This is a genomic window from Mesorhizobium sp. B2-4-18 (assembly GCF_006441385.1).
GTDB classification, from domain to species: Bacteria; Pseudomonadota; Alphaproteobacteria; order Rhizobiales; family Rhizobiaceae; genus Mesorhizobium; species Mesorhizobium australicum.
In genome coordinates, this window is the sequence record NZ_VFUW01000002.1 from 92267 (window position 1) to 118010 (window position 25744).

Annotated in this window: 20 protein-coding genes; 6 read left to right on the plus strand and 14 right to left on the minus strand. The window is 62.8% G+C overall.

The annotated features are described in order from the left end of the window. Positions 1-8: 8 nt before the first annotated feature. The 4 genes from FJ527_RS03990 to FJ527_RS04005 form a co-directional block, all read right to left on the minus strand. Complete coding sequence (locus tag FJ527_RS03990; protein ID WP_140821815.1) at positions 9-1814, minus strand: ABC transporter ATP-binding protein; 1806 nt, start codon at positions 1812-1814, stop codon at positions 9-11. Between the two features lie 386 nt (positions 1815-2200). Then, a complete protein-coding gene (locus FJ527_RS03995; protein WP_015317654.1) occupies positions 2201-2617 on the minus strand; it encodes a GNAT family N-acetyltransferase in 417 nt (138 codons plus the stop codon). Positions 2618-2672: 55 nt separating this feature from the next. Continuing rightward, positions 2673-4349: an NAD+ synthase gene (locus tag FJ527_RS04000; protein ID WP_015317653.1), complete on the minus strand. Its 1677-nt coding sequence runs from the start codon at positions 4347-4349 to the stop codon at positions 2673-2675. A 63-nt stretch (positions 4350-4412) separates the two neighbouring features. Further along, on the minus strand, positions 4413-5129 hold the full coding sequence (locus FJ527_RS04005) for a DNA-3-methyladenine glycosylase I (protein WP_140821817.1): 717 nt from the start codon (positions 5127-5129) through the stop codon (positions 4413-4415). A 191-nt stretch (positions 5130-5320) separates the two neighbouring features. Here FJ527_RS04005 and FJ527_RS04010 point away from each other — a divergent pair, with 191 nt between their 5' ends. After that, entirely contained in the window at positions 5321-5881 is a 561-nt protein-coding gene (locus tag FJ527_RS04010) for a DUF1003 domain-containing protein (RefSeq protein WP_015317651.1), read from the plus strand. Further along, positions 5878-6465, plus strand: a complete 588-nt coding sequence (locus tag FJ527_RS04015) for a DedA family protein (protein WP_140821819.1) — start codon at positions 5878-5880, stop codon at positions 6463-6465. The genes FJ527_RS04010 and FJ527_RS04015 overlap by 4 nt, the downstream gene beginning before the upstream one ends. 3 nt (positions 6466-6468) lie before the next feature. Here FJ527_RS04015 and FJ527_RS04020 read toward each other — a convergent pair whose 3' ends face one another. From FJ527_RS04020 to FJ527_RS04030, 3 genes are all read right to left on the minus strand, one after another. Then, positions 6469-7056 (minus strand): hemerythrin domain-containing protein, encoded by a 588-nt coding sequence (locus FJ527_RS04020; protein WP_140716800.1) that lies wholly within the window; start codon positions 7054-7056, stop codon positions 6469-6471. A 40-nt stretch (positions 7057-7096) separates the two neighbouring features. Next, positions 7097-7456: a diacylglycerol kinase gene (locus FJ527_RS04025; protein ID WP_015317648.1), complete on the minus strand. Its 360-nt coding sequence runs from the start codon at positions 7454-7456 to the stop codon at positions 7097-7099. Positions 7457-7534: 78 nt separating this feature from the next. Next, on the minus strand, positions 7535-7951 hold the full coding sequence (locus FJ527_RS04030; protein WP_015317647.1) for a GFA family protein: 417 nt from the start codon (positions 7949-7951) through the stop codon (positions 7535-7537). A gap of 397 nt (positions 7952-8348) precedes the next feature. On the opposite strand from FJ527_RS04030, the gene FJ527_RS04035 reads away from it, so the two are divergent. Beyond that, positions 8349-9419 (plus strand): diguanylate cyclase, encoded by a 1071-nt coding sequence (locus FJ527_RS04035; protein ID WP_140821821.1) that lies wholly within the window; start codon positions 8349-8351, stop codon positions 9417-9419. A 114-nt stretch (positions 9420-9533) separates the two neighbouring features. Here FJ527_RS04035 and FJ527_RS04040 read toward each other — a convergent pair whose 3' ends face one another. The 3 genes from FJ527_RS04040 to FJ527_RS04050 all read right to left on the minus strand — a co-directional run bounded on the left by FJ527_RS04040 (position 9534) and on the right by FJ527_RS04050 (position 14922). Continuing rightward, complete coding sequence (locus FJ527_RS04040) at positions 9534-10907, minus strand: 3-deoxy-7-phosphoheptulonate synthase class II (RefSeq protein ID WP_140616228.1); 1374 nt, start codon at positions 10905-10907, stop codon at positions 9534-9536. 158 nt (positions 10908-11065) lie between these two features. After that, entirely contained in the window at positions 11066-14563 is a 3498-nt protein-coding gene (mfd, locus tag FJ527_RS04045; RefSeq protein ID WP_140821823.1) for a transcription-repair coupling factor, read from the minus strand. A gap of 71 nt (positions 14564-14634) precedes the next feature. Beyond that, positions 14635-14922: a succinate dehydrogenase assembly factor 2 gene (locus tag FJ527_RS04050; RefSeq protein WP_023783257.1), complete on the minus strand. Its 288-nt coding sequence runs from the start codon at positions 14920-14922 to the stop codon at positions 14635-14637. A gap of 92 nt (positions 14923-15014) precedes the next feature. Between FJ527_RS04050 and recG the strand changes: the two genes are divergently transcribed. Beyond that, positions 15015-17123, plus strand: coding sequence for an ATP-dependent DNA helicase RecG (gene recG, locus FJ527_RS04055; protein ID WP_140821825.1), 2109 nt, complete (start codon positions 15015-15017; stop codon positions 17121-17123). On the opposite strand, the gene FJ527_RS04060 is transcribed toward recG, so the two are convergent. The 4 genes from FJ527_RS04060 to FJ527_RS04075 form a co-directional block, all read right to left on the minus strand. Continuing rightward, positions 17075-17827, minus strand: a complete 753-nt coding sequence (locus tag FJ527_RS04060; protein WP_031240956.1) for a DUF502 domain-containing protein — start codon at positions 17825-17827, stop codon at positions 17075-17077. The two genes, recG and FJ527_RS04060, sit on opposite strands and share 49 nt — an antisense overlap. A gap of 92 nt (positions 17828-17919) precedes the next feature. After that, on the minus strand, positions 17920-19743 hold the full coding sequence (glmS, locus tag FJ527_RS04065) for a glutamine--fructose-6-phosphate transaminase (isomerizing) (RefSeq protein ID WP_140821827.1): 1824 nt from the start codon (positions 19741-19743) through the stop codon (positions 17920-17922). A gap of 201 nt (positions 19744-19944) precedes the next feature. Then, complete coding sequence (gene glmU / locus FJ527_RS04070) at positions 19945-21321, minus strand: bifunctional UDP-N-acetylglucosamine diphosphorylase/glucosamine-1-phosphate N-acetyltransferase GlmU (protein WP_140821829.1); 1377 nt, start codon at positions 21319-21321, stop codon at positions 19945-19947. Positions 21322-21479: 158 nt separating this feature from the next. Beyond that, positions 21480-22226 (minus strand): cytochrome c biogenesis CcdA family protein, encoded by a 747-nt coding sequence (locus tag FJ527_RS04075; RefSeq protein WP_140726755.1) that lies wholly within the window; start codon positions 22224-22226, stop codon positions 21480-21482. 168 nt (positions 22227-22394) lie between these two features. Here FJ527_RS04075 and FJ527_RS04080 point away from each other — a divergent pair, with 168 nt between their 5' ends. Together FJ527_RS04080 and topA are read left to right on the plus strand one after the other, a co-directional pair. After that, positions 22395-22772 (plus strand): hypothetical protein, encoded by a 378-nt coding sequence (locus FJ527_RS04080; RefSeq protein WP_140716784.1) that lies wholly within the window; start codon positions 22395-22397, stop codon positions 22770-22772. Between the two features lie 344 nt (positions 22773-23116). Then, entirely contained in the window at positions 23117-25738 is a 2622-nt protein-coding gene (topA, locus tag FJ527_RS04085) for a type I DNA topoisomerase (protein WP_140716782.1), read from the plus strand. Positions 25739-25744: the final 6 nt, after the last annotated feature.

The window sequence follows — 25744 nt, forward strand, 5'->3', positions numbered from 1 at the left end:
ACCTCGGATCACATCACGAGGCCCTTGGTAAGTTCCAGCGCCTGGCGCTCGAACAGGCGGCGGTAGATACCGCCCTTCAGCCGGATCAACTCGTCATGCGAGCCTTCCTCGACGATCTTGCCGCGATCGAAGACCAGCAGCCTGTCGAGCGCCCGCACCGTCGAAAGCCGATGCGCGATGACCAGTGTCGTGCGGCCGACCATCAGCCGTTCCATCGCCTGCTGGATGAGCACCTCCGATTCCGAATCGAGGCTCGACGTCGCCTCGTCCAGGATCAGGATCCGCGCATCGGCCAGGAAAGCGCGGGCGATCGCCACCCGCTGGCGCTCGCCGCCCGACAGTTTCACGCCACGTTCGCCGACCAGCGTGCCATAGCCCTTCGGCAGGCTGGTGATGAAGTCGTGCGCGCTCGCCAGCCTGGCGGCATGCTCGATCTCCCCCTGCGTCGCGCTTGGCCTGGCATAGGCAATGTTTTCGGCCAGCGACCGGTGGAACAGGATCGGTTCCTGCTGAACGATGGCGATCTGGGCGCGCAGCGACGACTGGGCGACCTGTGAGATATCCTGGCCATCGATCACGATCTTTCCCGCATTCACGTCATAGAGCCGCTGGATGAGCTTGACGAATGTGGTCTTGCCCGAACCCGAGTGACCGACGAGCCCGACACGCTCGCCCGGCGCGATATCCACCGAAAAGTCACGGTAGAGCGGCGACCGGTGATTGCCGTAGTGAAAGGTGACCTTGTCGAAGGCGATGTGGCCCTGCGTGATGGCAATCGGTTCGGCGCCGGGCCTGTCTTCGATGCCGAGCGGTTCGGACTGGAAATCGACCAGTTCCTCCATGTCGTTGATCGAACGCTGCAGATTGCGGATATGCGTGCCGATATCGCGCAAATAGCCTTGCAGCACGAAGAACGAGGTCAGCACGAAAGCGACATCGCCGGCGCTCGCCTGCCCCCACGACCACAGCATCAGCGCCAGGCCGATTACGGCGGCCCGCATGACCAGCAGCAGCGCCCCTTGCGTGGTGCCGTTGATGGTGCCGCGCACCCAGGTGCGCCGCGTGCGGTCGCGCCATTTGGCGACCACCCTGGCGAGGCGGCGCTCTTCGCGCGCCTCGGCGCCAAAGCCCTTGACCACGGCATTGCAGCTGACCGCGTCGGCCAGCGAGCCGCCGAGGCGCGTGTCCCAGGTGTTCGCAAGCCTTGCCGCGGGCGCGACATAGCCAAGCGACAACATGGCCGTCACCGTGATGAACAGCAGGGAGCCGGCCGCGACGACCACGCCCATCAGCGGCCAGAACCAGCCGAGCAGCAGCGTCGAGCCGGCGAGCATGACCACCGACGGCAGCAGCGCGATCAGGATCGTGTCGTTGAGCAGGTCGAGCGCCCACATGCCGCGCGTCACCTTGCGCACCGTCGAGCCGGCAAACGAGTTGGCATGCCAGTCGGTCGAAAAGCGCTGAACGCGATGGAAGGCGTCGGCCGCGATGTCGGCCATCATCTTGAGTGTCAGCTCCACGATGCCCATGAAGGCAAGATTGCGCAACACGACGCCAGTCAGCGCCAGCGCCATCAAGAAGAAAAATGCCGTCATCGCGGCGTTCCAGGCAATGGCATCCGCTCCGGCGCTGCTGGCGACAGCATCGACCAGCCGACCGGAGTAGAGCGGCGTCAGCACGTCGGCCAGCGTCGACAGCAGGAAACCGCCCATGATGAGCGAGAGCCGCCAAGGCTGACGCCGCCAATGGGTAAGTGTGAAGCCAAGAACGCTGCGAAAGGCGCTCGCGCGCAAATCGATCTTGAAACGAGCCATGATGTCATTCGGGCGCAAAACGAGCCCGATCCCAAATAAAGGTCGAAGGTTGAAAAACCGCGCCGGGGCGAATTGCCCATGAATGCGGAGGTTCGGCTATGGTTGGTCGCCTGCCCATGGGCGGCGACCGGCAGCGGCAAATGCCTTTTCTACGCCCGGTATGGTTCCGATACTTCGGAACACCGGCGCAGACCTAGGCCTCGCGGCCTCGCATAACGATGTCAAATCCTGGCATTCGGTCCTCCCTGAAGGGAATCGCGGAAAGGCTCTTATAGGGGTGCTTCGATTGCGCGCCAAGGCAAGCCATGGCCAAAAGCATCTCTGGCCCAGCCGATGAGGCGATTTTGCAACAGTCGCTATCCCTGCCTATCGCCGTCGCACGTCGTTCACCCGGCATGCGGCGCACGATCGAGGCGCATGTATCGCCCATCCATCGATGCCTTGAAACCCAGCTTTTCATAGACCCCATGCGCGTCGCTGGTCGACAGGCTCCAATGCGAGACGGTGCTGAGTTCAGGATGGTCGATGAGTGCCCGCACCAGCCGCAAGCCGACGCCCTGCCCGCGATGCACGGGCCAGACGATGATATCCGCGAGATAGGCGAATACCGTGCGGTCGGTGATCGCCCTGCCGAAACCGACCTGTTTGCCAGCGATGTAGGCGGCGGCGCAGAACGAGTTGGCAAAGGCCCGCCGATGGAACTCGTCGCTGCGTCCAGCTCCCCAGTAGCTTTCCATCAACAGGTCGGAGGTCGCACGAAAGTCGATCCGTGAGAGGTCGAAGCTGATTTCACAGTCGGGCATGCTGGTATCCCTATCCCGCCATGCCGCGTATTTCGTCCAGCAGACGAACTGCGCTTCAGCCACGATCCCTGAAACGATTGGTGATGGGATAGCGGCGGTCGCGGCCAAAATTCTTCCTGGTGATCTTCACACCCGGTGCCGCCTGCCTGCGCTTGTACTCGGCGATGTAGAGCAGATGTTCGATGCGCGCCACCGTCGCCCGGTCATGGCCGCGCGAGACGATGTCGTCGACGCCCATCTCGTTCTCGACCAGGCATTCGAGGATGTCGTCCAGCACCGGATAGGGCGGCAGCGAATCCTGGTCGGTCTGGTTCTCGCGCAATTCGGCCGATGGCGCCTTGTCGATGATGTTCTTCGGGATCACCTCGCCCGAAGGCCCGAGCGCACCCGGCGGCACATGGCTGTTGCGCCAGCGCGAGAGCGCGTAGACCTGCATCTTGTAAAGGTCCTTGATCGGATTGAAGCCGCCATTCATGTCGCCGTAGAGCGTGGCGTAGCCGACCGACATCTCGCTCTTGTTGCCCGTAGTGACGACCATCGAGCCGAATTTGTTGGAGATCGCCATCAGGATGGTGCCGCGCGCGCGGCTCTGCAAATTCTCCTCGGTGATGCCTTCCTTGGTGCCTTCGAACAATTGCGTCAGCGCATGCAAAAAGCCTTCGACGGGCTCGAAGATCGGCACGATGTCATAGCGGCAGCCGAGGGCGCGGGCGCAGTCCTCGGCGTCCTTGAGGGAATCCTTCGAAGTGTAGCGATAAGGCATCATGACGGCACGCAGCCGTTCCTCGCCCAGCGCATCGACGGCCAATGCGGCACAGATCGCGGAATCGATGCCGCCGGAAAGGCCAAGCACCACATTCTTGAAGCCGTTCTTGTTGACGTAATCGCGCAGGCCGAGCATGCAGGCGCGGTAGTCGGCCTCCTCCTTGTCCGGGATTTTCGACATCGGTCCTTCCGAACAGACCCAGCCATCATCGGTACGTTTCCAGGTGGTGACGTCGACCGCATCCTCGAACTGACTCATCTGGAAGGCGAGCGTCTTGTCCGCCCCGATGGCGAAGGAGGCGCCGTCGAAGATCAGCTCGTCCTGGCCGCCGAGCTGGTTGGCATAGATCATCGGCAGGCCGCATTCGATGACTTGCTTGATCACGACCTGGTGGCGAACGTCGATCTTGGCGCGATAATAGGGCGACCCGTTCGGCACCAGCAGGATTTCCGCGCCGCTTTCGGCCAGCGTCTCGCAGACCGCGACGTCGCCCCAGATGTCCTCGCAGATCGGTATGCCGATGCGCACGCCGCGGAAGTTGACCGGTCCCTGGATCTCGGGCCCGGCCTGGAAGACGCGCTTCTCGTCGAATTCGCCGTAATTGGGCAGGTCGAGCTTGTAGCGTTCGGCGATGATCTTGCCGCCATCGGCGAAGACGATGGAATTATGCGTGCCGCTCTTGCGCTTCAGCGGCGTGCCGATGATGACGCCGGGACCGCCATCGGCGGTGTCTGCGGCAAAATCCTGTGCTGCCCGCTCGCATGCCTTGAGGAAGGCCGGCTTGAGCACCAGATCCTCCGGCGGATAGCCGGCGAGGAAAAGCTCGGTATAGAGCACGAGATCGGCGCCCTGGCGGGCGGCATCCGCCCTCGCCTCGCGCGCCTTGGCGAGGTTGCCGGCGACGTCGCCGACAGTCGGGTTGAGCTGGGCGATGGCGATACGCAGTATGTCGAGCTTCTTGGTCATGCTGCTGACTTAGCGCGGCGGAATTCACCTCGCAATGGCGTTCGTTTGGACCAATTCAGCCCGTCAATCGTCGCCCATATACGCGCGCAGCGATTGCGGAGAGTGGTTTTCGCCGATCGACATGGCCAGGATGCGCGAGAGATGCCGGCGCGGCAGCCCTGTCTCGTCGGCCCATCGGTTGATCTGGACCTGGATCTTGTCGAGGTCCTTCTTCGATGTCGGGTTGTCCGCGATGTCGAGGCCCGCGTCGCGAAGGGCTGCCGCCATGTCGGCCGAAATGACGAAAGCATCCCAGCCCAGCCAGCGCAAAAAATACTGGCCGGTGTTGCCGCCGAGCCGGCTGCCATGCTTGCCGAGATAGGCCATCAGCCCGACCTGGTCATCGGCGGGCCATTCGGCGAGAAAATTGCCGAAGCCGCCATGTTCCCGGGACACGCGCTCGACGAAGGCGGCGTTGTCGCGAACGGACCTGATCTTCTGCGGATTGCGCACGATGCGCTGGTCCGAGGCCAGATCGTGCCAGAAATCGTCGGGCTGGAACAAAAGCCGCTTCGGCTCGAAGCGCAGGAACGCTTCCTCGAAACCGGGCCATTTCTGCTCGATGACGCGCCAGACGAAACCGGCGGCAAAGACGCGCTCGGCCATGGTCGAGAGGATACGGTCGTCGGTGACGTTGGCCACCGCCGCATTGTCGGGTATCGGACCCAACAGCGAGGTCAGTTCCGCCTGACCGCCCTTGCGATTTGCCGCGCGAGCCCGAATTTTCTTGAAGTCGGCCATCGGTCCCCCTCGGTTCGCCTCAATCTAGCACTTCCCGCCCCGGCCGGCAGCCTCTACCTCTAATACATGTCGCCCAAAAGTGACCTCGGTTTTGGGAAGACGACATGCATAAAAGCAAAAACCTAAAGCGCGTCGCCTCAATCCGCTTCGACGCGACGCGCTTTAGCGCAGCAAAGCGCTTGGAGACGGCCATGAACAAGACCATCGACGACCTGGCGAACCGTTGGCTGAAGCGGAAGCCGGATGGGCTGAGCCAGTTGGAAAACCGGGTGCTGCAAAGCACCATCGAGCGTACCACCATCACCAGGGACACCAACAAGGCCGTCGCTTTCCACCAGACTTTTGGCGACCGCCTTGCCGATACGATCGCCCGCATCGGCGGCTCCTGGTCGTTCATCCTGACCTTCATCGCCTTCCTGATCGTGTGGACATCAGCCAATGTCTGGCTGTTGTCGCGCGATGCATTCGACCCGTACCCCTTCATCTTCCTCAACCTCGTCCTGTCGATGGTCGCCGCATTGCAGGCGCCGGTGATCATGATGGCGCAGAACCGCCAGACCGAACGCGACCGCATCGATGCCGCCCATGATTACGAGGTCAATCTGAAGGCCGAGATCGAGATCATGGCGCTGCATGAGAAGCTGGACGAACTGCGCCACAGCCAGATCATCGGCATGCGCGACGAAATCGTGCGGCTGGCCGAACTGGTCAAGCGGATCGACGAAAGACTGTCACAGCAGTCGGCCTCATGACCGAAGCGATCCACCATTTCATCGAGCAATACGGGTTGCTGGCGGTTTTTCTCGGCTGCGTGGCCGAAGGCGAAAGTGCCGCGATCCTGGGAGGCTTCTTCGCCCACCAGCATGTTTTCGTGCTGTGGCATGCCTTTGTCGCGGCAGCGCTGGGCGCCTTCGCTGGCGACACCTTTTTCTTCATCCTCGGCAGAAGTTTCGCCGATAATCGCCATGTCGTCAGGCTGCGCCGGCGGCCCGGCTTTCGCCGCGCCTACCGCCTGCTCAACACCCATCCCAACATCTTCGTGCTGTCGAACCGCTATGTCTACGGCATGCGCCTGGTCGGCGGCATCGCGGCCGGCCTTTCGACCATAGCGGCGCCGCGCTTCGTCATCCTCAACGCCATTTCCTCGGTCATCTGGGCGGTCCTGTTCAGCACGATCGGCTATGTCTTCGGATTGGGAGCCGAACAGTTGATTGGCCAGGCGCTGATGCAGCACGAGCGGCTGTTCGTCGGGCTCGGCATCGGCCTTGCCCTGGCCGTGCTTGCCTGGTTTGTCGCCCGCCATGTCGCCGAGCGGGAGCGCGACAAGGAGTTTTGACCGTCAGTCGATGCCGAGCGCCTGGTCCCCCCGATCGAGGATGAGCGGGATGATCAGGTCCTCCTCATCGGCCAGATGCCGGGTCAGCATCGCGATCAGACGGTTGTTTTCGTCGGCATAGGCATCGGCGGCGAAGCGCTGCTTGTCCTCACTCTCCTGAAGTGTGCGGATGAAGGCGTTCGCCGCCTCGGCGTTGCGCTCCAATCCTTCATGGATGGTGTGGTGGTCGGCATCGAGAATCTCGAACCCGCGCTTCAGACGGGGCTCCGCCTTGGTGAAGGCCGGGAAATACTGGTAGTCCTCGACATTGTGGTGGCCGTCGAGATGCCCGAGAAAATGGTTGAGGCGCGGCGCGAACCAGCGCGCGAAATCGGGGGCCGTCAGTCTGCCTTCGCGATAGTTGCCAATGCCGCCGGTGAGCATGCCGCCGAGTTCGCGGAACATGTCGTGCCGCTGCAGCCACATATTGGCCATGCCGTGAATGTTGGCGTGAGCCTGCCAGTTTTCGCGGGGATATTTGTCGGCCAGCCAGCGCAGGTCGTCCGGCAGGCCCAGGCGTTCGAGAAGCGATGAATTCGTGACCTCTGCCATGACGGTCTCCTTTGGTGACCGTCATATAGGCATCAAAGCTTCAGATCGGCACCCCCGTTATGCGCTCGATGAGAGCGATGCCCCAGACGCCACCGGCAATCACCACAGAAATCAGCACCGCCAGCGAGCCGCAATCCTTGGCGAGCTGGATATCGATATGGAATTCACGAGAAATTGCGTCGCACGCCGCCTCGATGCCCGTGTTCAGCACTTCGACCATGATCAAGAGGAGCACCGCGCCGATCAGCAGCGCGTAACCGCGCCAAGACACCGAAACGAACCAGCCAGCGGGCAAGGCCAGCACCAGCAGCATCAGTTCCTGCTGGAAAGCCTTCTCGCTAACCGCAAGCTTGCGAAATGCCCGCACCGAATTGATAAAAGCATCGATCAGCCGCTGCATGCCAAGGCCCCTCTCGGAATCACCGGCCCGGGATAAAGCAATGCCCCGATCAATGGAATAAGGCGGATCGTCCAAATTTCATTCGGCGACCGGTATGGCCGGTGTCGACTTTTCAAACTGCGGCAGCCCATCGTCGATCGAATAATAGTCGCCCTTGTCGCCGACGAAGATATGACATTCGCCCTCGAGCGCTGTCGGCTTGTCGAACGATCCCGCCATGACCGAGATATGGTCTTGGTCCATTGCCTTCCAGAACAGCAGCGACCCGCATGTCTTGCAAAAGCCGCGCCTGGCGAAGCCGGACGCTTCATACCAGGTGATGCTTTCCGTGCCTTCGATCACGATGTCGGTATCGGCAACATTGGTCGCGGCATAGAAATGCCCGCTCTGTTTGCGGCATTGCGAACAATGGCAGTAGACGACGCCACGCAGTGCCCCACTTGTCCGGAAGCGGACCGCTCCGCACAGGCATGATCCCTGGTGACTCTCCCGCACTGGGTTTCTCCCCTAAACTGTAGTCTGACGAAGGCACCAGCATTCCAGCTTTGCGGCCGTCATGCGTAAGCAATTGCGACATCTGTTGTTGTGGAAAATCCGAAGTTCAGTTTCGCTCAGCCAGATCGGTACGCGAATTTGCATGCAACGCCGCCAATCAGCGCTGCCTGGAGGTTGATAGTTTGGTTGGACGCATGCAGCCTGATGTAGCGAAAAGGCGTGAGTTCTGCCGATTAAGGAAACTTTAGCGCTACTGCATCTATGGTGGTCTCCATCGAAGGTCGCGTGTGGGGACGCGCCTTTTCGTGTGTCGGCTTCGAATGGGTGGCGTCCCCGCGTCAGCGATGATGGATATGCGCCAAGTTCAGGCGCGTTCCCAAGGGAAGAGCGAACAACCATGCAGCCGGCGGCCACCCTGACCGAACGAAACACTGAGATCGCAAGCACAGTCGTGGCCACCATGCGCCAGCTTGGCGTGCTCGGCCTGCCGCGCAACTACGAGATCTTCTATGAGGCCCTGAGCGGCACCAACCGCGAGCTCGGTCTTGCCGTGTTGTCGCTGAGCAGCCGGCCGACGCAGGATGAGCTGGATCAGATCGGGCGCGCTTTCTTTGCCCATAATCATGGCCCGGGCATCATCGAGCATGCCCGGGACGTCATCGCCAAGGAGCTTGAGGAGGTCGCGTCGCTCCTGCGCAGCGAGCGCAGCCATATCGAAAAATACGGCAGGATCCTCGACGAGACATCCAGTGGCCTGAGCAACCGCAGCCTTCTCTCCCAGGATCTTCTGCAAAAGATCGCCAACGCAATGACGATCGCAACCAATTCGACGATCGACCACGGCCGGCAGGTCGCCTCGACGCTCAGCGACAAGACGGCGGAGCTTGAGAGCGTCAAGTCGAAGCTCGAGGAATACAAGCGGCTGGCCGATACGGATCCGTTGACCCAGATCTGGAATCGTCGCGCTTTCGACAAGGAAATCACCAGGATCTACAACAGCAACAAGGGTATTCTGTTCAATGCCCTTGTCCTTGTCGACATCGACCGGTTCAAGGACATTAATGACCGCTATGGCCATCCTGTCGGCGACAAGATCATCCAGATCATCGCCGAGATTTTCCAGACCAGCATCCGCAGCGACATGTTCGTCGCCCGAACCGGCGGCGAGGAGTTCGCGCTGATCATCGAGGGCGCCAGCGAGGACGCAACCTACGAGATCGCGGAACGCATTCGCGCCCTGATCGAGCAGACGCCGTTCACCAGCAGCCAGACCGGCATGAATTACGGCACCGTGACGGTATCGATGGGCATCTGCATGGCATCAGAGGCCGAAGGCCCCGAAGACCTCTACACCAAGGCGGATCGGGCGCTCTACCGCTCCAAGGTCAGCGGGCGCAACCGCGTCACCAGGCATTCAGCCATGGCAGGGCGCGCCAGCAAAAGCTGGCTGCTTTACAAGAAAGACTGAGGCTTTCGCTTTTGCCGGTTGCGCCGACACGGTCGGAAGCACAAACCGAAGTTGCAATAAAAAAGGCGCCGGTTTCCCAGGCGCCTTTCCTTTATCGGTTCCAATTGGCCGAGATCAGCCGTTGACCGCTTGCTTGTGCTGCACCGGATGGCTCTTCTTCAACAGGTCCGAGACCAGGAAGGCCAGTTCGATCGCCTGGTCGGCGTTGAGACGCGGATCGCAATGGGTGTGATAGCGGTCCTGCAACTCCTCGGCGGTGATGGCACGGGCGCCACCGGTGCATTCGGTGACGTTCTTGCCGGTCATCTCGACATGGATGCCGCCCGGATGCGTGCCTTCGGCGCGGTGCACCTCGAAGAAGGTCTGCACCTCCTTCAGGATGCGGTCGAAGGGCCGTGTCTTGTAGCCGGCCGCCTCGATCGTGTTGCCATGCATCGGATCCGACGACCAGACCACGCTGCGGCCCTCCTTCTGCACAGCGCGCACCAGCTTCGGCAAATGGTCGGCAACCTTGTCCGAACCGAAGCGGGCGATCAGCGTCAGCCGCCCCGGCTCGTTCTCGGGGTTCAGCAGGTCGATCAGTTCCAGGAGGCCGTCCGGCGTCAGCGACGGACCGCATTTCAGGCCGAGCGGGTTCTTGATGCCGCGGCAATATTCGACATGGGCGTGGTCGGGTTGACGCGTGCGGTCGCCGATCCAGATCATGTGACCCGACGTGGCGTACCAGTCGCCCGAGGTCGAATCGACACGGGTCAGCGCCTCCTCGTAGCCGAGCAGCAGGGCCTCGTGGCTGGTGTAGAAGTCGGTTTCGCGCAGCGCGAAATTGGTTTCGGACGTAATGCCGACCGCGCGCATGAAATCCATCGTCTCGGTGATGCGGTTGGCAAGCGACTCGTATTTCTCGCCCTGCGGGCTGTCGGAGACGAAGCCGAGCATCCAGCGATGCACATTCTCCAGGCTGGCATAACCGCCCTGCGCGAAGGCACGCAGGAGGTTGAGCGTGGCCGCCGACTGGCGGTAGGCCATTTCCTGGCGGGCGGGATCGGGAATGCGCGACTTCTGGTCGAACTCGATGCCGTTGATGATGTCGCCGCGATAGCTCGGCAGCGTCACCTCGCCCTTGGTCTCGTTGTCGGACGAGCGCGGCTTGGCGAACTGGCCGGCGACACGGCCAACCTTCACCACGGGCTGCGCACCGGCGAAGGTCAGCACCACGGACATCTGCAGGAAGACGCGGAAGAAGTCGCGTATGTTGTCGGCGCCATGCTCGGCAAAACTCTCCGCGCAATCACCACCCTGGAGCAGGAAGGCTTCGCCGGCGGCAACCGCCGCCAACTGCTTCTTCAGCTTGCGCGCTTCGCCGGCAAAGACCAGCGGCGGGAAGGTGGCGAGTTGGGCTTCCGTATTCTTCAGCGCGGCAAGGTCCGGATAGGCGGGAACTTGCTTGATCGGCTTTGCTCTCCACGAATTCGGCGACCATTTCGTCATCGCTGCACCCAACGCTCTTTCCGGCGGACACCCTCGCCCGCCATTTCCCGCCCCAAACTGGGGTGGCGGCTCCATACACGAAGCCGATTTCCTATTCTAGACCGGAATTTCGGTGCTGGCGAATGGCTGACGCGCCCAGGACGGCCCGAAAGGCGAGATCAGGCTGCCTTATCCACCAGTCGCGCCAGTTGCGTCATGACCACAGCCGAGCCCGCCAGACGCTTCTCCGCCGTCGGCCAGTCGCGGATGAAGACCACGCTATGGTCGGCCCTGATCTTGGCCAGCGAACCCTGCTCGCCAATATACTTGACCAGCCCGACCGGGTTCGAGAACTCGCGCTTGCGGAAATGGATGACGATACCCTTCGGCCCGGCATCGAGCTTCTCAACATTGGCCTTGCGGCACAGCGCCTTGATGAAGACGATCTTGAGGAGATGTTTCACTTCCTCCGGCAACGGGCCGAAACGGTCGATCAGTTCGGCGCCGAAGGCGTCGATCTCCTCGGTGTTTTCGAGATCGCCGAGACGGCGGTACAGCGCCAGCCTGAGCTGCAGGTCCGGCACGTAGCCTTCCGGGATCATCACCGCCGTGCCGACGGCGATCTGCGGCGACCATCCGCCATCCTGCACCTCGCCGGAATCCTTCACCTCGGCGACCGCTTCCTCCAGCATCTGCTGGTAGAGCTCGAAACCGACCTCCTTGATGTGCCCGGACTGCTCCTCCCCCAGCAGGTTGCCGGCGCCCCTGATATCCAGGTCATGGCTGGCGAGCTGGAAGCCGGCGCCGAGCGTGTCGAGCGACTGCAGTACCTTCAGACGGCGCTCGGCAGTGTCGGTGAGCTTGCGGTTGGCCGGCAGTGTGAACAGCGCATAGGCGCGCACCTTCGAGCGCCCGACGCGGCCGCGCAACTGGTAGAGCTGCGACAGGCCGAACATGTCGGCGCGGTGGATGATCAGCGTGTTTGCGGTCGGGATGTCGAGTCCGGATTCGACGATGGTCGTCGACAAAAGCACATCATACTGGCCGTCATAGAACGCGTTCATGATGTCGTCGAGTTCGCCCGGTGGCATCTGCCCATGCGCCACCGCTACCTTCAGCTCAGGAACAGATTCCTTCAGGAAATCATGGATTTCCACCAGATCGCTGATACGCGGAACGACATAGAAGGAATGGCCGCCTCGGTAGCGCTCGCGCAATAACGTCTCGCGAATGACCAGCGGGTCGAAGGGCGAGATGAAGGTGCGCACCGCCATGCGGTCGACCGGTGGCGTGGCGATCAGCGACAGTTCGCGCACGCCCGTCAGCGCCAGTTGCAGCGTGCGCGGGATCGGCGTCGCCGACAGGGTCAGAACATGGACGTCGGTCTTCAGGTCCTTCAGCCGTTCCTTATGCTTGACGCCAAAATGCTGCTCCTCGTCGATGATCAGCAGGCCGAGATTCTTGAACGAAATCGCGGAGCCCAGCAGCGCATGGGTGCCGATAACGATATCGACCTGCCCTTCGGCAATGCCCTTCTTGGTCTCGGCTAATTCCTTTGAGCCCACCAGCCGCGACGCCTGTGCGACACGGATCGGCAGTCCGGAAAAGCGCTGCGAGAATGTCTTGAAATGCTGACGCGACAACAGGGTCGTCGGCACCACCACCGCGACCTGAAACCCTTCCATCGCCGCGATAAAGGCGGCGCGCAGCGCCACTTCGGTCTTGCCGAAGCCGACATCGCCGCAGATCAGCCGGTCCATTGGCCTACCCGCGCCGAGATCGTCACGTACCGAGTCGATGGCCGTCTGCTGGTCGTCGGTTTCCTCGTAGGGAAACCGGGCGGCGAACTCGTCATAGAGGCCTCCGGCCGGCACCAGGGCCGGTGCGGCCCGCATCTGCCGCTCGGCGGCGATGCGGATCAGTTGTCCGGCCATGTCAAGCAGGCGCCGCTTCAGCTTCGCCTTGCGCGACTGCCAGGCGCCGCCGCCCAGCTTGTCCAGCGTCGCTTCGGCCGTGTCGGAGCCATAGCGCGACAGCAGCTCGATGTTTTCCACCGGCAGGAACAGCCGGTCGTCGCCGGCATAGTGGATTTCCAGGCAGTCATGCGGCGCGCCAACCGCTTCGATGGTGCGCAGACCGATGAAACGGCCAATGCCATGGTCGGCATGGACGACAATATCGCCGGCCGACAAGGCCGAGGCTTCGGCGATGAAGTCGGACGCGCGCTTCTTGCGCTTCGAACGGCGGATCAGCCGGTCGCCCAAAATGTCCTGTTCGGCGACGACGACCAGCTTTTCAGTCTCAAAACCGGATTCCAGCGGCAAAACCGCCAATGCGGCCTGTCCCGGCTCGAGTTGTTCGGCCTCCGCCAACGTCTCAACCTGCTTGAGATTGCCGAGATGGTGCTCGGCCAGGATCTGGCCAAGGCGGTCGAGCGAGCCCTCGGTCCAGCCAGCGATGACGACCCGGCGGCGCGCCGCGCGCTCGTCGGCTATGTGCCGGACGACCACATCGAAGACATTGACGTTCGGATCGGCTCGCTCCTCGACGAAGCTGCGGCCATGGCGCGAGCCGGCGTGGAAGACTTTCTTGCTCCCCAGGTCCGGCGCGTCGAACACGGTAAAGTCGATGTCTTCGCGCTCGCCAAGCGAAGCCTTCAGATTCTCCGGCGAGAGATAGAGCAGATCCGGCGCCACCGGCTTGTAGGGGACCGCATCCTTGAGCGCCGCGTCAGCCTGCTTTTTGCGCGCCTCGTAGTGATCGAGGATCAGCGTATGGCGCTCGGCCAGCGCCTCATGTGCCAGATGGTCGAAAACCACGGGTGCGTCGGGCAGGTAGTCGAACACCGTCTCCAGCCGCTCGTAGAAGAACGGCAGCCAATGCTCCATGCCCGCGAAGCGCCGGCCTTCGCTGACCGCCGCATAGAGTCCGTCGTCACGCTGGGGTGCGCCGAAAGCCTCGATATAGGAGCGGCGGAAGCGGCTGATGGTTTCGGGCGTCAGCGCCACCTCGCTCATCGCCTGAAGCGCCATCGACTTGCGCTGGCCGGTGGTGCGCTGCGTGGCGGCATCGAAGACGCGGATCGATTCCAGCGTGTCGCCGAAGAAATCAAGCCTCAGCGCCTCGCTCCAGCCGGGCGCAAAGAGGTCGAGAATGCCGCCGCGCACCGCGAATTCACCGATGCCGCGCACGGTCGGCACCCGCTCGAATCCCGACGTCTCCAGCCGCGCGATCAGCGCATTCATGTCGATCTGGTTGCCGGGCCTGGCGTGGAAGGTTTGGGCTTCGACAAGCTCCGCGGGCGGAATGCGCTGCAGCAGCGCATTTGCGGTGGTGAGAATGACGGCACGGTGCGGCTTCTTCGCCAGTGCGATCATGGCGGTCAGCGCATCGAGGCGCTTGGCGGCGGCATCCGAACCAGGCGAGACACGGTCGTATGGCAGGCAGTCCCAGGCAGGCAGTTCCAGCACAGGCAGGCCCGGCGCGACGAAGGACAGCGCCTCGATGATCGAAGGCAGGCGCTGGCCGTCGCGGGCCACGAACAGCACCGGCTTGTCGGGCGCGATCTCGAGCGCCGTCTGCACCAGTGCGAAAGCCTCGTAGCCGTCGGCGACACCGTCGACGATGAACTGGCCGGCGCGGCCCTTCGGCAAGCCAATGGTGGGAATGAGAGCCATCAAATCACGGTCTTGTTTGTCGCAATTCCCATGGGAAAACCGCTTCGCACTTTTCCTGGAATTGCTTGTGTTCAGAAAGTCATGGTCCGGCGGGACGCCAGGATTTTTTGCAGGACGGCACAGTCGATCTCCGCCGGCACCGGGCGTTCGCCCGTGACCAGCGGCAGAAATTCCGTGTCGACAATATCGAGGAGCCTCTCATATTGGTCGATTTCCTCGGCGGTCAAGGTGCCGATCTCGGCATCGGCGAAGGTGCCGAGAATGAGATCCATCTCGCGCATGCCGCGATGCCAGGAACGGAACAACAGCTTGCGGCGATGGGCGTCCAGCCCCTCGCTTGATCGTTTCGTTCCGGTCATTGTGCCGCATCCTCGCTTCAAGCGGCGCATATAGCGTGGATAGTGGGCGCTGTCAGCCTTGCGCTGCGGCCGTCGCGACATAAGCTGACATCATGCGTCCTTCCATCCTCGATCCCCTGTTTGTCCCGATCACCTCGCTTGCCGGCGTCGGGCCGAAAGTTGGCGCGCTGATCGAGAAGGTCGTTGCCGCCGATCTCGGCGACCGCGCCGCACGCGCCGGCGACCTCCTGTTCGTGCTGCCGCACACCGTCATCGACCGCCGAAACCGGCCGGGCATCGCACTCGCGGCCGAAGGCGCCATCGTCACGCTTGAGCTGCGCATAGACCGTCACCAGCCGCCACCGCGCGGCAACAGGTCGGTGCCCTACCGGGTCTACGCCCATGACGACACGGGCGAAATCGGCCTGACCTTCTTCCATGCCCATGCCGCCTATCTCGAAAACGCAATGCCTGTGGGCGAGCATGTCGTGGTGTCAGGCCGGATGGAATGGTTCAACGGCCGCCCAACCATGGTCCATCCCGACCATATCGCGCTCGCCAGCGAAGCGGAAAACCTGCCGCTGGTCGAACCGGTCTATCCGCTGACCGCCGGCCTCTCGGGCAAGGTGCTGCGCCGGGCGATCGGCCAGGCGCTCGGCCGCCTGCCGGAGCTGCCGGAATGGCAGGATGATGCCTTCATGCGCCGCCAGAGCTTTGCGTCCTTCGGCGACGCGCTGACCCGCATCCATTATCCCGCTGATCCGATCGATGTCGCGGTCGAAGGGGCTGCATGGCGCCGCCTCGCCTATGATGAATTGCTCGCCGGCCAGGTCTCGCTGGCCCTGGTGCGGGCAAAGGTGCGGCGCCTGTCAGGCCGCCCTCTCGTTGGCGATGGGCGCATCGTCGAGAAGCTGCGTACAACCCTTCCCTATTCGCTGACGCCCTCGCAGGAATTCGCGCTCGCCGAAATCAACGCTGATCTCGCCGATCCGGAGCGCATGCTGCGGCTGCTGCAAGGTGATGTCGGCTCGGGCAAGACGGTGGTGGCGCTGCTTGCCATGGCACGCGCTGTCGAGGCCGGCGGCCAGGCGGCGCTGATGGCGCCGACCGAAATCCTCGCGCGCCAGCATCTGGCGACGATCACCCCGCTTGCCGCCAAGGTCGGCTTGCGCATCGCCATCCTGACCGGCCGTGAAAAGGGCCGCGAGCGAGCCGAAACGCTGGCGGGTCTTGCCAGCGGCGAGATCGACATCGTCGTCGGCACCCATGCGCTGTTTCAGGAAACGGTCAGCTTCCACGACCTGGTCCTGGCCGTCATCGATGAGCAGCATCGCTTCGGCGTCCACCAGCGGCTTGCCATCACCGCCAAGGGCGACGCGCCCGACATGCTGGTGATGACCGCGACCCCCATCCCGCGCACGCTGGTGCTGACCGCCTTCGGCGACATGGACGTGTCGAAGCTGACGGAAAAACCCGCCGGCCGCCAGCCAATCCGCACCGTCACGCTGCCGCTGGAGCGGCTCGACGAGCTGGTCGGCCGCATGCTCGATGCCGTCGCTGACGGCCAGAAGATCTACTGGATTTGCCCGCTGGTCGAGGAATCCGAAGAGATCAAGCTGATGTCGGCCGAGGATCGCTTTGCCTCGCTGAAGCCGCTGTTCGGCGATCGCATCGGCCTTGTCCACGGCCGCATGAAGGGTGTCGAGAAGGACGAGGCGATGCGCGCCTTCAAGCAAGGCGAGACGCGCATCCTGATCGCCACCACGGTCATCGAGGTCGGCGTCGACGTTCCTGACGCCACGATCATGGTCATCGAGCATGCCGAGCGCTTCGGCCTCGCGCAGTTGCACCAGCTGCGCGGCCGGGTCGGACGCGGCGACAAGCCCTCGTCCTGCGTGCTGCTGTACAAGGATCCGCTTGGCGAGACCGCAAAAAGCCGGCTGTCGGTGATGCGCGAGACCGAGGACGGTTTCCTGATCGCCGAGGAGGACCTGAAATTGCGCGGCGAAGGCGAACTGCTGGGCACCCGCCAGTCCGGCACGCCGGGTTTCCAGGTGGCGCGCATCGAGGTGCATGCCGACCTACTGGAGGCCGCCCGTGACGACGCCAGGCTGATCCTGTCGCGCGACCCAGAACTGCAATCGGACCGCGGCGAGGCGCTGCGGCTCCTGCTCTACTTGTTCGGCCGCGACGAGGCCGTGCGGCTCCTGCGCGCCGGGTGAGGCCCTAACGGCGGATTGGCCAGGGTTCCGTTGATCGGCTCGCCGTTCAGCGTCACCAGTTTCGTCTTCACCTCGGGAGCCACCAACCCGGCTGATACAATCAGCTTGGCGCCGTCCTCGATCGTCATGTCGAGCGGCACGATGTCCGACTTCAGCACATACATCAGAAAACCGGTCGTCGGGTTCGGCGTGCACGGCATGAACACGGCGATCAGCGGATCGCCTTCCTGGTCGAGCTTCTGGTTGATCTCGGTTTCCTTTTCGCTGGCGACGAACACCAGCGACCACACGCCCTTGCGTGGATATTCGACCAGCCCAACCTGGCGGAACATGTCGCCCTTGTTCGACAGCACGGTCTCGAAAATCTGCTTCAGCGAGCCGTATATGCCGCGCACCAGCGGCATGCGGCCAAGCAAGCGCTCGCCAAAGCCGACTATGGCGCGGCCGACAATGTTAGCGGTGAGAAAACCGATCAGTGTGATCAGGATGAGCGCAACGATGAGCCCGAACCCCGGAACTGGGAACGGCAGATAGGTGTCGGGGCTGTAGCGCGCCGGAATATACGGCTTCACCCAGGAATCGACCCAGCCGATGAACGACCAGGCGATATAGGCGGTGATCGCCAGCGGCGCGCAGACGATGAAGCCCGTGAGGAAATAGTTCCTCAGCCGCGTCATGCCGGAAGTCTTGGGAGCGTCTGACATGGTTCACCGGAGGCGCTATTGCGACGCGACATTAGTGAACCGAAAGGCGCTTTGGAACTGCGAAGTTTTTAAAGGCGCCTGTTTACAAGCGCCTATTCCACCGTCACCGACTTCGCCAGATTGCGCGGCTGGTCGACGTCGGTGCCCATGAACACGGCGGCGAAGTAGGCGAGCATCTGGATCGGCAGCGCATAGATGATGGGCGAGATGATTTCCGGCACATCCGGAAGCACGATCGTCTCCATCGTCTTCACGCTCACCTGTGCCGCGCCCTTGGCGTCGGTGATCAGGATGATCTTGCCGCCACGCGCCGCCACTTCCTGCATGTTGGACACGGTCTTTTCGAAGATGCGATCGTGCGGCGCGATCACGATCACCGGCATGTTCTCGTCAATCAGCGCGATCGGCCCATGCTTCAGCTCGCCGGCGGCATAGCCTTCGGCGTGGATATAGGAAATTTCCTTGAGCTTCAGCGCGCCTTCCATGGCGAGCGGGAAATTGGTGTCCCGTCCGAGATAGAGCACGTCCTTGTAACGCGACAGTTCCCGCGCGATCCGTTCGATCTGCTCTTCGAGCTTCAGCACCTGGTTGGCATAGCGCGGCGCTTCCGAAAGCGCTCGCACCAGCGTTTTCTCTTGCTCCTTCGAGATCGCTCCGCGCGCCACGCCGGCGCGCACGGCAAGCGACGCGAGCACGGACAGCTGGCAGGTGAAAGCCTTGGTCGAAGCGACGCCAATCTCTGGCCCGGCCAGCGTCGGCAGCACGACGTCGGATTCCCGCGCCATGGTCGATTCCCGCACGTTGACGACGGCGCCGATCTTCATCCCGGCCTTGCGGCAATAGCGCAACGAGGCCAGTGTATCGGCGGTCTCGCCCGATTGCGAGATGAAGAAGGCGGCGTCGTTGGCCGACAACGGCATCTCGCGGTAACGGAATTCCGACGCGACATCGATATCGACCGGGAGCCGCGCATAGCGCTCGAACCAGTATTTGCCGATCAGGCCGGCGAGATAGGCGGTGCCACAGGCGGAGATCGCCAGCCGGCCGATCTTGGCGAAGTCGAATGGCAGATCAAGCGGCTTGGAAACGCCGGAGACGAAATCCACATAATGAGCCAGCGTGTGCGAGATCACCTCGGGCTGCTCATGGATCTCCTTCTCCATGAAATGGCGGCGGTTGCCCTTGTCGACCATGAAGCTGGTCGAGAGCGACTGCTGGCGCTTGCGGTCGACCTTTTTGCCGTCGATGTCGAAGATGGCGACGCCGTCGCGGCGCACCACCGCCCAGTCGCCGTCCTCGAGATAGGTGATCGAATTGGTGAACGGAGCGAGCGCGATGGCGTCGGACCCCAAAAACATCTCGCCGTCGCCATGGCCAACGGCCAAAGGCGGGCCATTGCGCGCGCCGACGATCAGGTCCTCGTCACCCTTGAACATGATGGCTAGCGCAAAGGCGCCTTCCAGCCGCTTCAGCGCCTTATGCGCGGCTTCGACCGGCTTTAGCCCCCTGGCGAGTTCGCGCGCCACCAGATGCGCCACGACCTCGGTGTCGGTCTGCGACGAGAAGGAATAGCCGTCGCGGATCAGCTCCTCGCGCAGTTCGGCGAAATTCTCGATGATGCCGTTGTGGACGATGGCGACGCCGTCCGAAAAATGCGGGTGCGCATTGGTCTCGTTAGGCACGCCGTGGGTTGCCCAGCGCGTATGGCCGATACCGATCCTGCCGTCGAGCGGCTCATCCTTGAGCCGGCGTTCGAGGTTGACCAGCTTGCCCTCGGCACGGCGGCGGCCCAGCTCGCCCTTCTCAATGGTGGCGACGCCGGCGGAGTCATAGCCGCGATATTCGAGCCGCTTCAGTGCGTCGACGATGAGCGGCGCAACCTGCGAGTGGCCGACGATTCCAACGATACCGCACATGCAGACAGTCCCCGATTGCCCACGGAAAACCAGCGATATTTAGGCGTGGCCGGCCTGCCGCGAAAGTCACATTGCATTTCGTCCGCTGTAACGGACGCTTCAGCAGGCATGCACCATGACAGCCCGCTCTTGCAATCCGGTTACGGCAATCGTTCGGTTTTTTCGATTGCTTCGGCGAGAAAGCAGACCGTCGACCAATCGCTAGTGGTCGGCGCCAGCCGCTTTCTTCTTCGCGGCCGCCGCGGAAGCAAAGCGTTCGCGCAATTCCTTGCCCTTGCCGGGGATCGTCTTCTGGCGGGCCCGGCCGAAGGCCAGCGCATCGTCGGGCACGCTTTCGGTGATGACACTGCCCGAGGCGATATAGCCGCCATTGCCGATGGTGACCGGCGCCACGAGCGAGGAATTGGAGCCGATGAAGGCGCCCTCGCCGATGTCCGTGAAGAACTTTGAGTAGCCGTCGTAGTTGCAGGTGATGGTGCCCGCCCCGATATTGGCGCCCGCGCCGACACGCGCGTCGCCAATATAGGTCAAATGGTTGACCTTGGCGCCGTCCTCGATAACGGCTTGCTTGACCTCGCAGAAATTGCCGACCTTGGCCTTGTTCCTGAGATCGGCGCCTGGCCGCAGCCGGGCGAACGGCCCGACATCGCAATTGGAAGCGATGGTGGCGCCCTCGATGTGGCTGAAGGCGTGGATTTTGGCGCCGCTGGCGATCCTCACGCCCGGACCAAACCAGACGTTGGGTTCGACGATGGTGTCGGCGCCAATTTCGGTGTCGTGCGAGAAAAACACGGTTTCCGGGGCGATCAGAGTCACGCCCGACAGCATCGCGTCATGGCGCCGGCGCTGTTGCCAGATGGCTTCGGCTTGCGCCAATTCGGCGCGATTGTTGATGCCGAGCGCGCTTTCGAAGCTGGCTTCGGTGGCAACGACATCGAGATTTTGTGCACTGGCGATCTCGACGATATCGGTCAGATAATACTCGCCCTTGGCATTCTCGTTGCCGACCGCGTCGAGCAGTTTCAGCGCGTGCGCGCCGGCCACCGCCATCATGCCGGCATTGCAGAAGCCGATTTTCTTCTCCTCTTCGGAGCAGTCTTTTTCCTCGCGGATAGCTGTGAGCTTGCCATCCTTTTCGATCAACCGGCCATAGCCGGTCGGATTGGGTGGGCGGAATCCGATCACCACGACGGCAGCACCTTCCGCCAATCTCCGCCGCGCCAGCGTGAGCGCATCCGCATCGATCAGTGGCGTGTCGCCAAACATCACAAGGACGTCGTCATAACCCTTTGATATTGCTGCGCGGGCAGCGATAACGGCATGCGCCGTACCCAAGCGCTTTTCCTGCTCGAAGGTTTCCGCCTTCGGTGCAAACTTCGCCGCCGCCTTGCGCATCTCGTCGGCGCCATGGCCAATCACCAGCGCCAGCCCGCTCGCACCCGCGGCTTCGGCCGCCTTGACCACATGGGCCACCATCGGCAACCCGGCGATCTGATGCAGCACCTTCGGCTGCGCGCTCTTCATGCGCGTGCCTTCGCCGGCTGCGAGGATGACGGACAGGCAGGATCTCTGGCTCATGGACGGGCAACCGTATGAAAGGGTTGGGAATCGATACAGGATAGCAGTGGCGCCATGCTGCACCAATGCGGTTAAATTCCGGTGAGATGATAGAGCAGCTGACTCTTAATCAACGGGTCCTCAGTTGAGTCCCATAGCTCGCCCCAAGTCGACAATCGTCAGCCCAGCCGCCCCAGCACCGGGAAATTCTCCAGCAGCCAGTACGACACCGTCTGCACGCCGCCGGTGAGGAAAAATACGCCGGCGACCACCAGCAACGCGCCGATCGCCTTTTCGACGCGGCCGAGATGGACGCGGAATTTGCCCAGGAAGCGCATGAAGGCGCCGGAGAACAGCGCCGCGATCAGGAACGGGATGCCGAGGCCGAGCGAATAGGCGGCGAGCAGAAGGGCCCCCTCGCCGACCGTCTCGCGGCCACCGGCCAGCGTCAGGATCGGCCCCAGCACCGGGCCGATGCAGGGCGTCCAACCGAAGGCGAAGGCAAGGCCCATGACATAGGCGGCGACGGCACTGGCCGGCTTGCCCTGCGACTGGAAGCGCGCCTCGCGTGACAGAAGCGGGATGCGCAGGATGCCCAAAAAGTTCAGGCCCATCAGGATGATCAGCACGCCGGCGCCCATCGCCAGCGGCTCCTGCCAGACGCGCAGCAGCCGGCCGATGGTCGACGCGCCGGCGCCTAGCGCGACGAACACGGTGGAAAAACCGAGCACGAAGGCGATCGAGGAATAGAGCAGCGCGCCGCGCGCGCCCTCGCGTGCCGTCGCACCTGCATTGCCGCGGAAATCGTCGACGGAGACGCCGGCCATGTAGCAGAGATAAGGCGGCACGAGCGGCAGCACGCATGGCGACAGGAACGAGATGGCCCCCGCCCCGACCGCGCTGACATAGCCGATATCCACTGCCATTCCAAAACTCCACCTTTGGCGTCCGATATAGCGGCACGCCGGTTTGTCCGCCAATCACCATCGTGTGGCAAGTCATCGCGGGCGGGGAAGAAAGCATCGGCGCAAGGCGGTGACACGACGAGGCCGCGATTTGCCGCGCGCCTTCGAATATCAGCCACGGAGATTTCCATGAAAACGATAACCGCGGCGCTGGCCGCGCTCCTGCTCAGCACCGCCGCATCCTTTGCCGCCGAAGCGTGGAAGGAAGCCGAGGTCAACGGCACCAAGATCTACACCGACGCCAATGGCATGACGCTCTACACCTATGACAAGGACGAGAAGGGCAAGACCAACTGCTACGACAAGTGCGCCACCAACTGGCCGCCGCTGAAGGCGGAGGCGGGCGCCAAGGCGGACGATGAATGGAGCGTCGTCGACCGTACCGACGGCACCAAGATGTGGGCCTATGACGGCAAGCCGGTTTACACCTTCATCAAGGACAAGAAGGCCGGCGACGTGACCGGTGATGGCGTCGCCGGCGTCTGGCACGTTGTCAAGGCGGACTGATTTCCCCATCGGGAGTTCCGCCAAACGGGACTTCTCACCGGCCGCCGGGCATCCCTCCAAGTCCGGCGGCCGGGCCGTCACGGACTCGACTTGACCCATTCCAGGCCGATTGGACCAGCAACAAATTGAACCTCTCCCAATCTTCCGAGGCTTGCGCCCACTCATTCTAAAATATGTGATGTTCTCCATACACTCTTAGTGTGTATTGCTGTCGGCGGCCCCGCAATTTGGGCGCTTGCCCTTGACCGGATGCAAAAGCGCGGCCATGTGAGCGACGAACAGAACCGAGATTTCGTCGCGCGCAGCGGAATTCTTCTGCCGCATCACAGCTGATATGAGACCTCATGGACGTCGTCGTCGTCGAATCGCCGGCCAAGGCAAAAACAATCAACAAATATCTGGGCAGGAACTACAAGGTTCTGGCCTCGTTCGGCCATGTCCGCGATTTGCCGGCCAAGGATGGCTCGGTGCGCCCGGATGAGGATTTTGCCATGTCCTGGGCGGTCGACACCGCCTCCGGCAAGCGGCTCGCCGACATCGCCAAGGCAGTCAAGGACGCCGACGGCCTGATCCTCGCCACCGACCCGGATCGTGAAGGTGAAGCCATCTCCTGGCACGTTCTGGAAGTGCTCAAGCAGAAGCGCGCGCTGAAGGACAAGCCGGTCAGCCGCGTCGTCTTCAACGCCATCACCAAATCGTCGGTGCTGGAGGCGATGGCCAATCCGCGCCAGATCGATGCGCCGCTGGTCGACGCTTATCTGGCCCGCCGCGCGCTCGACTATCTCGTCGGCTTCACCCTGTCGCCTGTCCTGTGGCGCAAATTGCCGGGCGCCCGCTCCGCCGGCCGCGTCCAGTCGGTGGCGCTGCGCCTGGTCTGCGACCGCGAATCCGAGATCGAGCGCTTCATCCGCGAGGAATACTGGCAGATATCAGCTCTCCTCGGCACGCCGCGCAACGAGACCTTCGAAGCCCGCCTCACCGCCTTCGAGCGCAAGAAGCTGCAAAAGCTCGACATTGCCAACAAGGCACAAGCCGACGACATCAAGGCGATGCTCGAAGGCGCCACCTTCAAGGCGCTGTCCGTCGAAGCCAAGCCGACCAAGCGCAACCCCGGCCCGCCCTTCACCACCTCGACATTGCAGCAGGCTGCCTCATCGGGCCTCGGCTTCTCGGCCACGCGCACGATGCAGGTGGCCCAGCGGCTCTATGAGGGCATGGAGATCGGCGGCGAGACCACCGGCCTGATCACCTATATGCGAACCGACGGCGTGCAGATGGCCCCCGAGGCGATCGACGCCGCGCGCGATGCCATCGCAAAGGAATTCGGCCCGAAGTACCTGCCGGAGAAGCCGCGCCAATACACCGCCAAGGCCAAGAACGCGCAGGAAGCGCACGAGGCCATCCGGCCGACGGATTTCATGCGCACCCCCGCATCGGTCAGGCAATATCTCGATTCCGACCAGATGCGGCTTTACGAACTGATCTGGAAGCGCGCCATCGCCAGCCAGATGCAGTCGGCCGAGATCGAGCGCACCACTGTCGAGATCGAGGCGCTGAATGGCGCCCGCACCGCTGAACTTCGCGCTGTCGGTTCGGTCGTTCGCTTCGACGGCTTCATCGCCGCCTACACCGATCAGAAGGACGACGACGCCGAAGACGAGGAAAACCGCCGTCTGCCGGAGATCCGCTCCGGCGAGCAGCTTGCCCGCCGCGCGATCAATGCCACCCAGCACACGACCGAGCCGCCGCCGCGCTACTCCGAGGCGTCGCTGATCAAGAAGCTGGAAGAACTCGGCATCGGCCGCCCCTCGACCTACACCGCGATCCTGAAGACGCTCGAGGACCGAGACTACGTCACCATCGACAAGCGCCGGCTGGTGCCGCAGGCCAAGGGCCGCCTGCTGTCGGCCTTCCTGGAAAGCTTCTTCGAGCGCTATGTAGAGTATGACTTCACGGCATCGCTGGAAGAAAAGCTCGACGAGATCTCCGACGGAAAGCTCGCCTGGAAGGACGTGCTGCGTGATTTCTGGAAGGATTTTTCGGGCGCCGTCGCCGACATCAAGGAGCTGCGCGTCACCGATGTGCTCGATGCGCTGAACGAGGAACTGGCGCCGCTGGTTTTTCCCGCCCGCGAGGACGGTTCCAACCCGCGCATCTGCCCGAAATGCGGCACCGGTAATCTGTCGCTGAAGCTCGGCAAGTTCGGCGCTTTCGTCGGCTGCTCGAATTATCCCGAATGCTCCTTCACCCGCCAGCTCGGCGACGCCGCCAATCCCAATGGCGAGAATGGCGGCGGCGAGGACGGCACCAAGGTGCTGGGCAAGGATCCTTATACGGCCGAGGAAATCACGCTGCGCTCGGGCCGCTTCGGCCCCTACATCCAGCGCGGCGACGGCAAGGAGGCAAAGCGTTCGAGCCTGCCCAAGGGCTGGACGCCTGATTCCATCGACCATGAGAAGGCGCTCGCCTTGCTGGGGCTGCCGCGCGACGTGGGCAAACATCCCGAATCCGGCAAGATGATCTCGGCCGGCCTCGGCCGTTACGGGCCGTTCGTGCTGCACGATGGCACCTACGCCAATCTCGACAGCATCGAGGATGTGTTTTCCATTGGCCTCAACCGTGCCGTCACGGTGATTGCCGAGAAGCAGTCCAAGGGCAAGGGTGGCCGCAATGGTGGCACGGCTGCGGCTCTGAAGGAGCTTGGCGACCATCCGGATGGCGGCGGCAAGATCGTCGTGCGCGACGGCAAGTACGGCCCCTACGTCAATTTCGGCAAGGTCAACGCCACGCTGCCCAAGGGCAAGGATCCGCAATCGGTGACGATCGAGGATGCGCTGGCGCTGATCGCCGAAAAGGAAGCTAAGGGCGGCGGTGGCAAGAAGCCGTTCCGCAAGGCGGCGGCAACCAAAGCCCCCGCCGCCAAGAAAACAGCGGCCAAGAAGCCGGCCGCGAAGAAAAAAGGTTAGAACGGC

Excerpts from the sequence above, each read along its gene's own strand:
- FJ527_RS03990 (WP_140821815.1), bottom strand. The coding sequence starts at position 1,814 with ATGGCTCGTTTCAAGATCGATTTGCGCGCGAGCGCCTTTCGCAGCGTT.
- FJ527_RS03995 (WP_015317654.1), bottom strand. The coding sequence starts at position 2,617 with ATGCCCGACTGTGAAATCAGCTTCGACCTCTCACGGATCGACTTTCGT.
- FJ527_RS04000 (WP_015317653.1), bottom strand. The coding sequence starts at position 4,349 with ATGACCAAGAAGCTCGACATACTGCGTATCGCCATCGCCCAGCTCAAC.
- FJ527_RS04005 (WP_140821817.1), bottom strand. The coding sequence starts at position 5,129 with ATGGCCGACTTCAAGAAAATTCGGGCTCGCGCGGCAAATCGCAAGGGC.
- FJ527_RS04010 (WP_015317651.1), top strand. The coding sequence starts at position 5,321 with ATGAACAAGACCATCGACGACCTGGCGAACCGTTGGCTGAAGCGGAAG.
- FJ527_RS04015 (WP_140821819.1), top strand. The coding sequence starts at position 5,878 with ATGACCGAAGCGATCCACCATTTCATCGAGCAATACGGGTTGCTGGCG.
- FJ527_RS04020 (WP_140716800.1), bottom strand. The coding sequence starts at position 7,056 with ATGGCAGAGGTCACGAATTCATCGCTTCTCGAACGCCTGGGCCTGCCG.
- FJ527_RS04025 (WP_015317648.1), bottom strand. The coding sequence starts at position 7,456 with ATGCAGCGGCTGATCGATGCTTTTATCAATTCGGTGCGGGCATTTCGC.
- FJ527_RS04035 (WP_140821821.1), top strand. The coding sequence starts at position 8,349 with ATGCAGCCGGCGGCCACCCTGACCGAACGAAACACTGAGATCGCAAGC.
- FJ527_RS04040 (WP_140616228.1), bottom strand. The coding sequence starts at position 10,907 with ATGACGAAATGGTCGCCGAATTCGTGGAGAGCAAAGCCGATCAAGCAA.
- mfd (WP_140821823.1), bottom strand. The coding sequence starts at position 14,563 with ATGGCTCTCATTCCCACCATTGGCTTGCCGAAGGGCCGCGCCGGCCAG.
- FJ527_RS04050 (WP_023783257.1), bottom strand. The coding sequence starts at position 14,922 with ATGACCGGAACGAAACGATCAAGCGAGGGGCTGGACGCCCATCGCCGC.
- recG (WP_140821825.1), top strand. The coding sequence starts at position 15,015 with ATGCGTCCTTCCATCCTCGATCCCCTGTTTGTCCCGATCACCTCGCTT.
- FJ527_RS04060 (WP_031240956.1), bottom strand. The coding sequence starts at position 17,827 with ATGTCAGACGCTCCCAAGACTTCCGGCATGACGCGGCTGAGGAACTAT.
- glmS (WP_140821827.1), bottom strand. The coding sequence starts at position 19,743 with ATGTGCGGTATCGTTGGAATCGTCGGCCACTCGCAGGTTGCGCCGCTC.
- glmU (WP_140821829.1), bottom strand. The coding sequence starts at position 21,321 with ATGAGCCAGAGATCCTGCCTGTCCGTCATCCTCGCAGCCGGCGAAGGC.
- FJ527_RS04075 (WP_140726755.1), bottom strand. The coding sequence starts at position 22,226 with ATGGCAGTGGATATCGGCTATGTCAGCGCGGTCGGGGCGGGGGCCATC.
- FJ527_RS04080 (WP_140716784.1), top strand. The coding sequence starts at position 22,395 with ATGAAAACGATAACCGCGGCGCTGGCCGCGCTCCTGCTCAGCACCGCC.
- topA (WP_140716782.1), top strand. The coding sequence starts at position 23,117 with ATGGACGTCGTCGTCGTCGAATCGCCGGCCAAGGCAAAAACAATCAAC.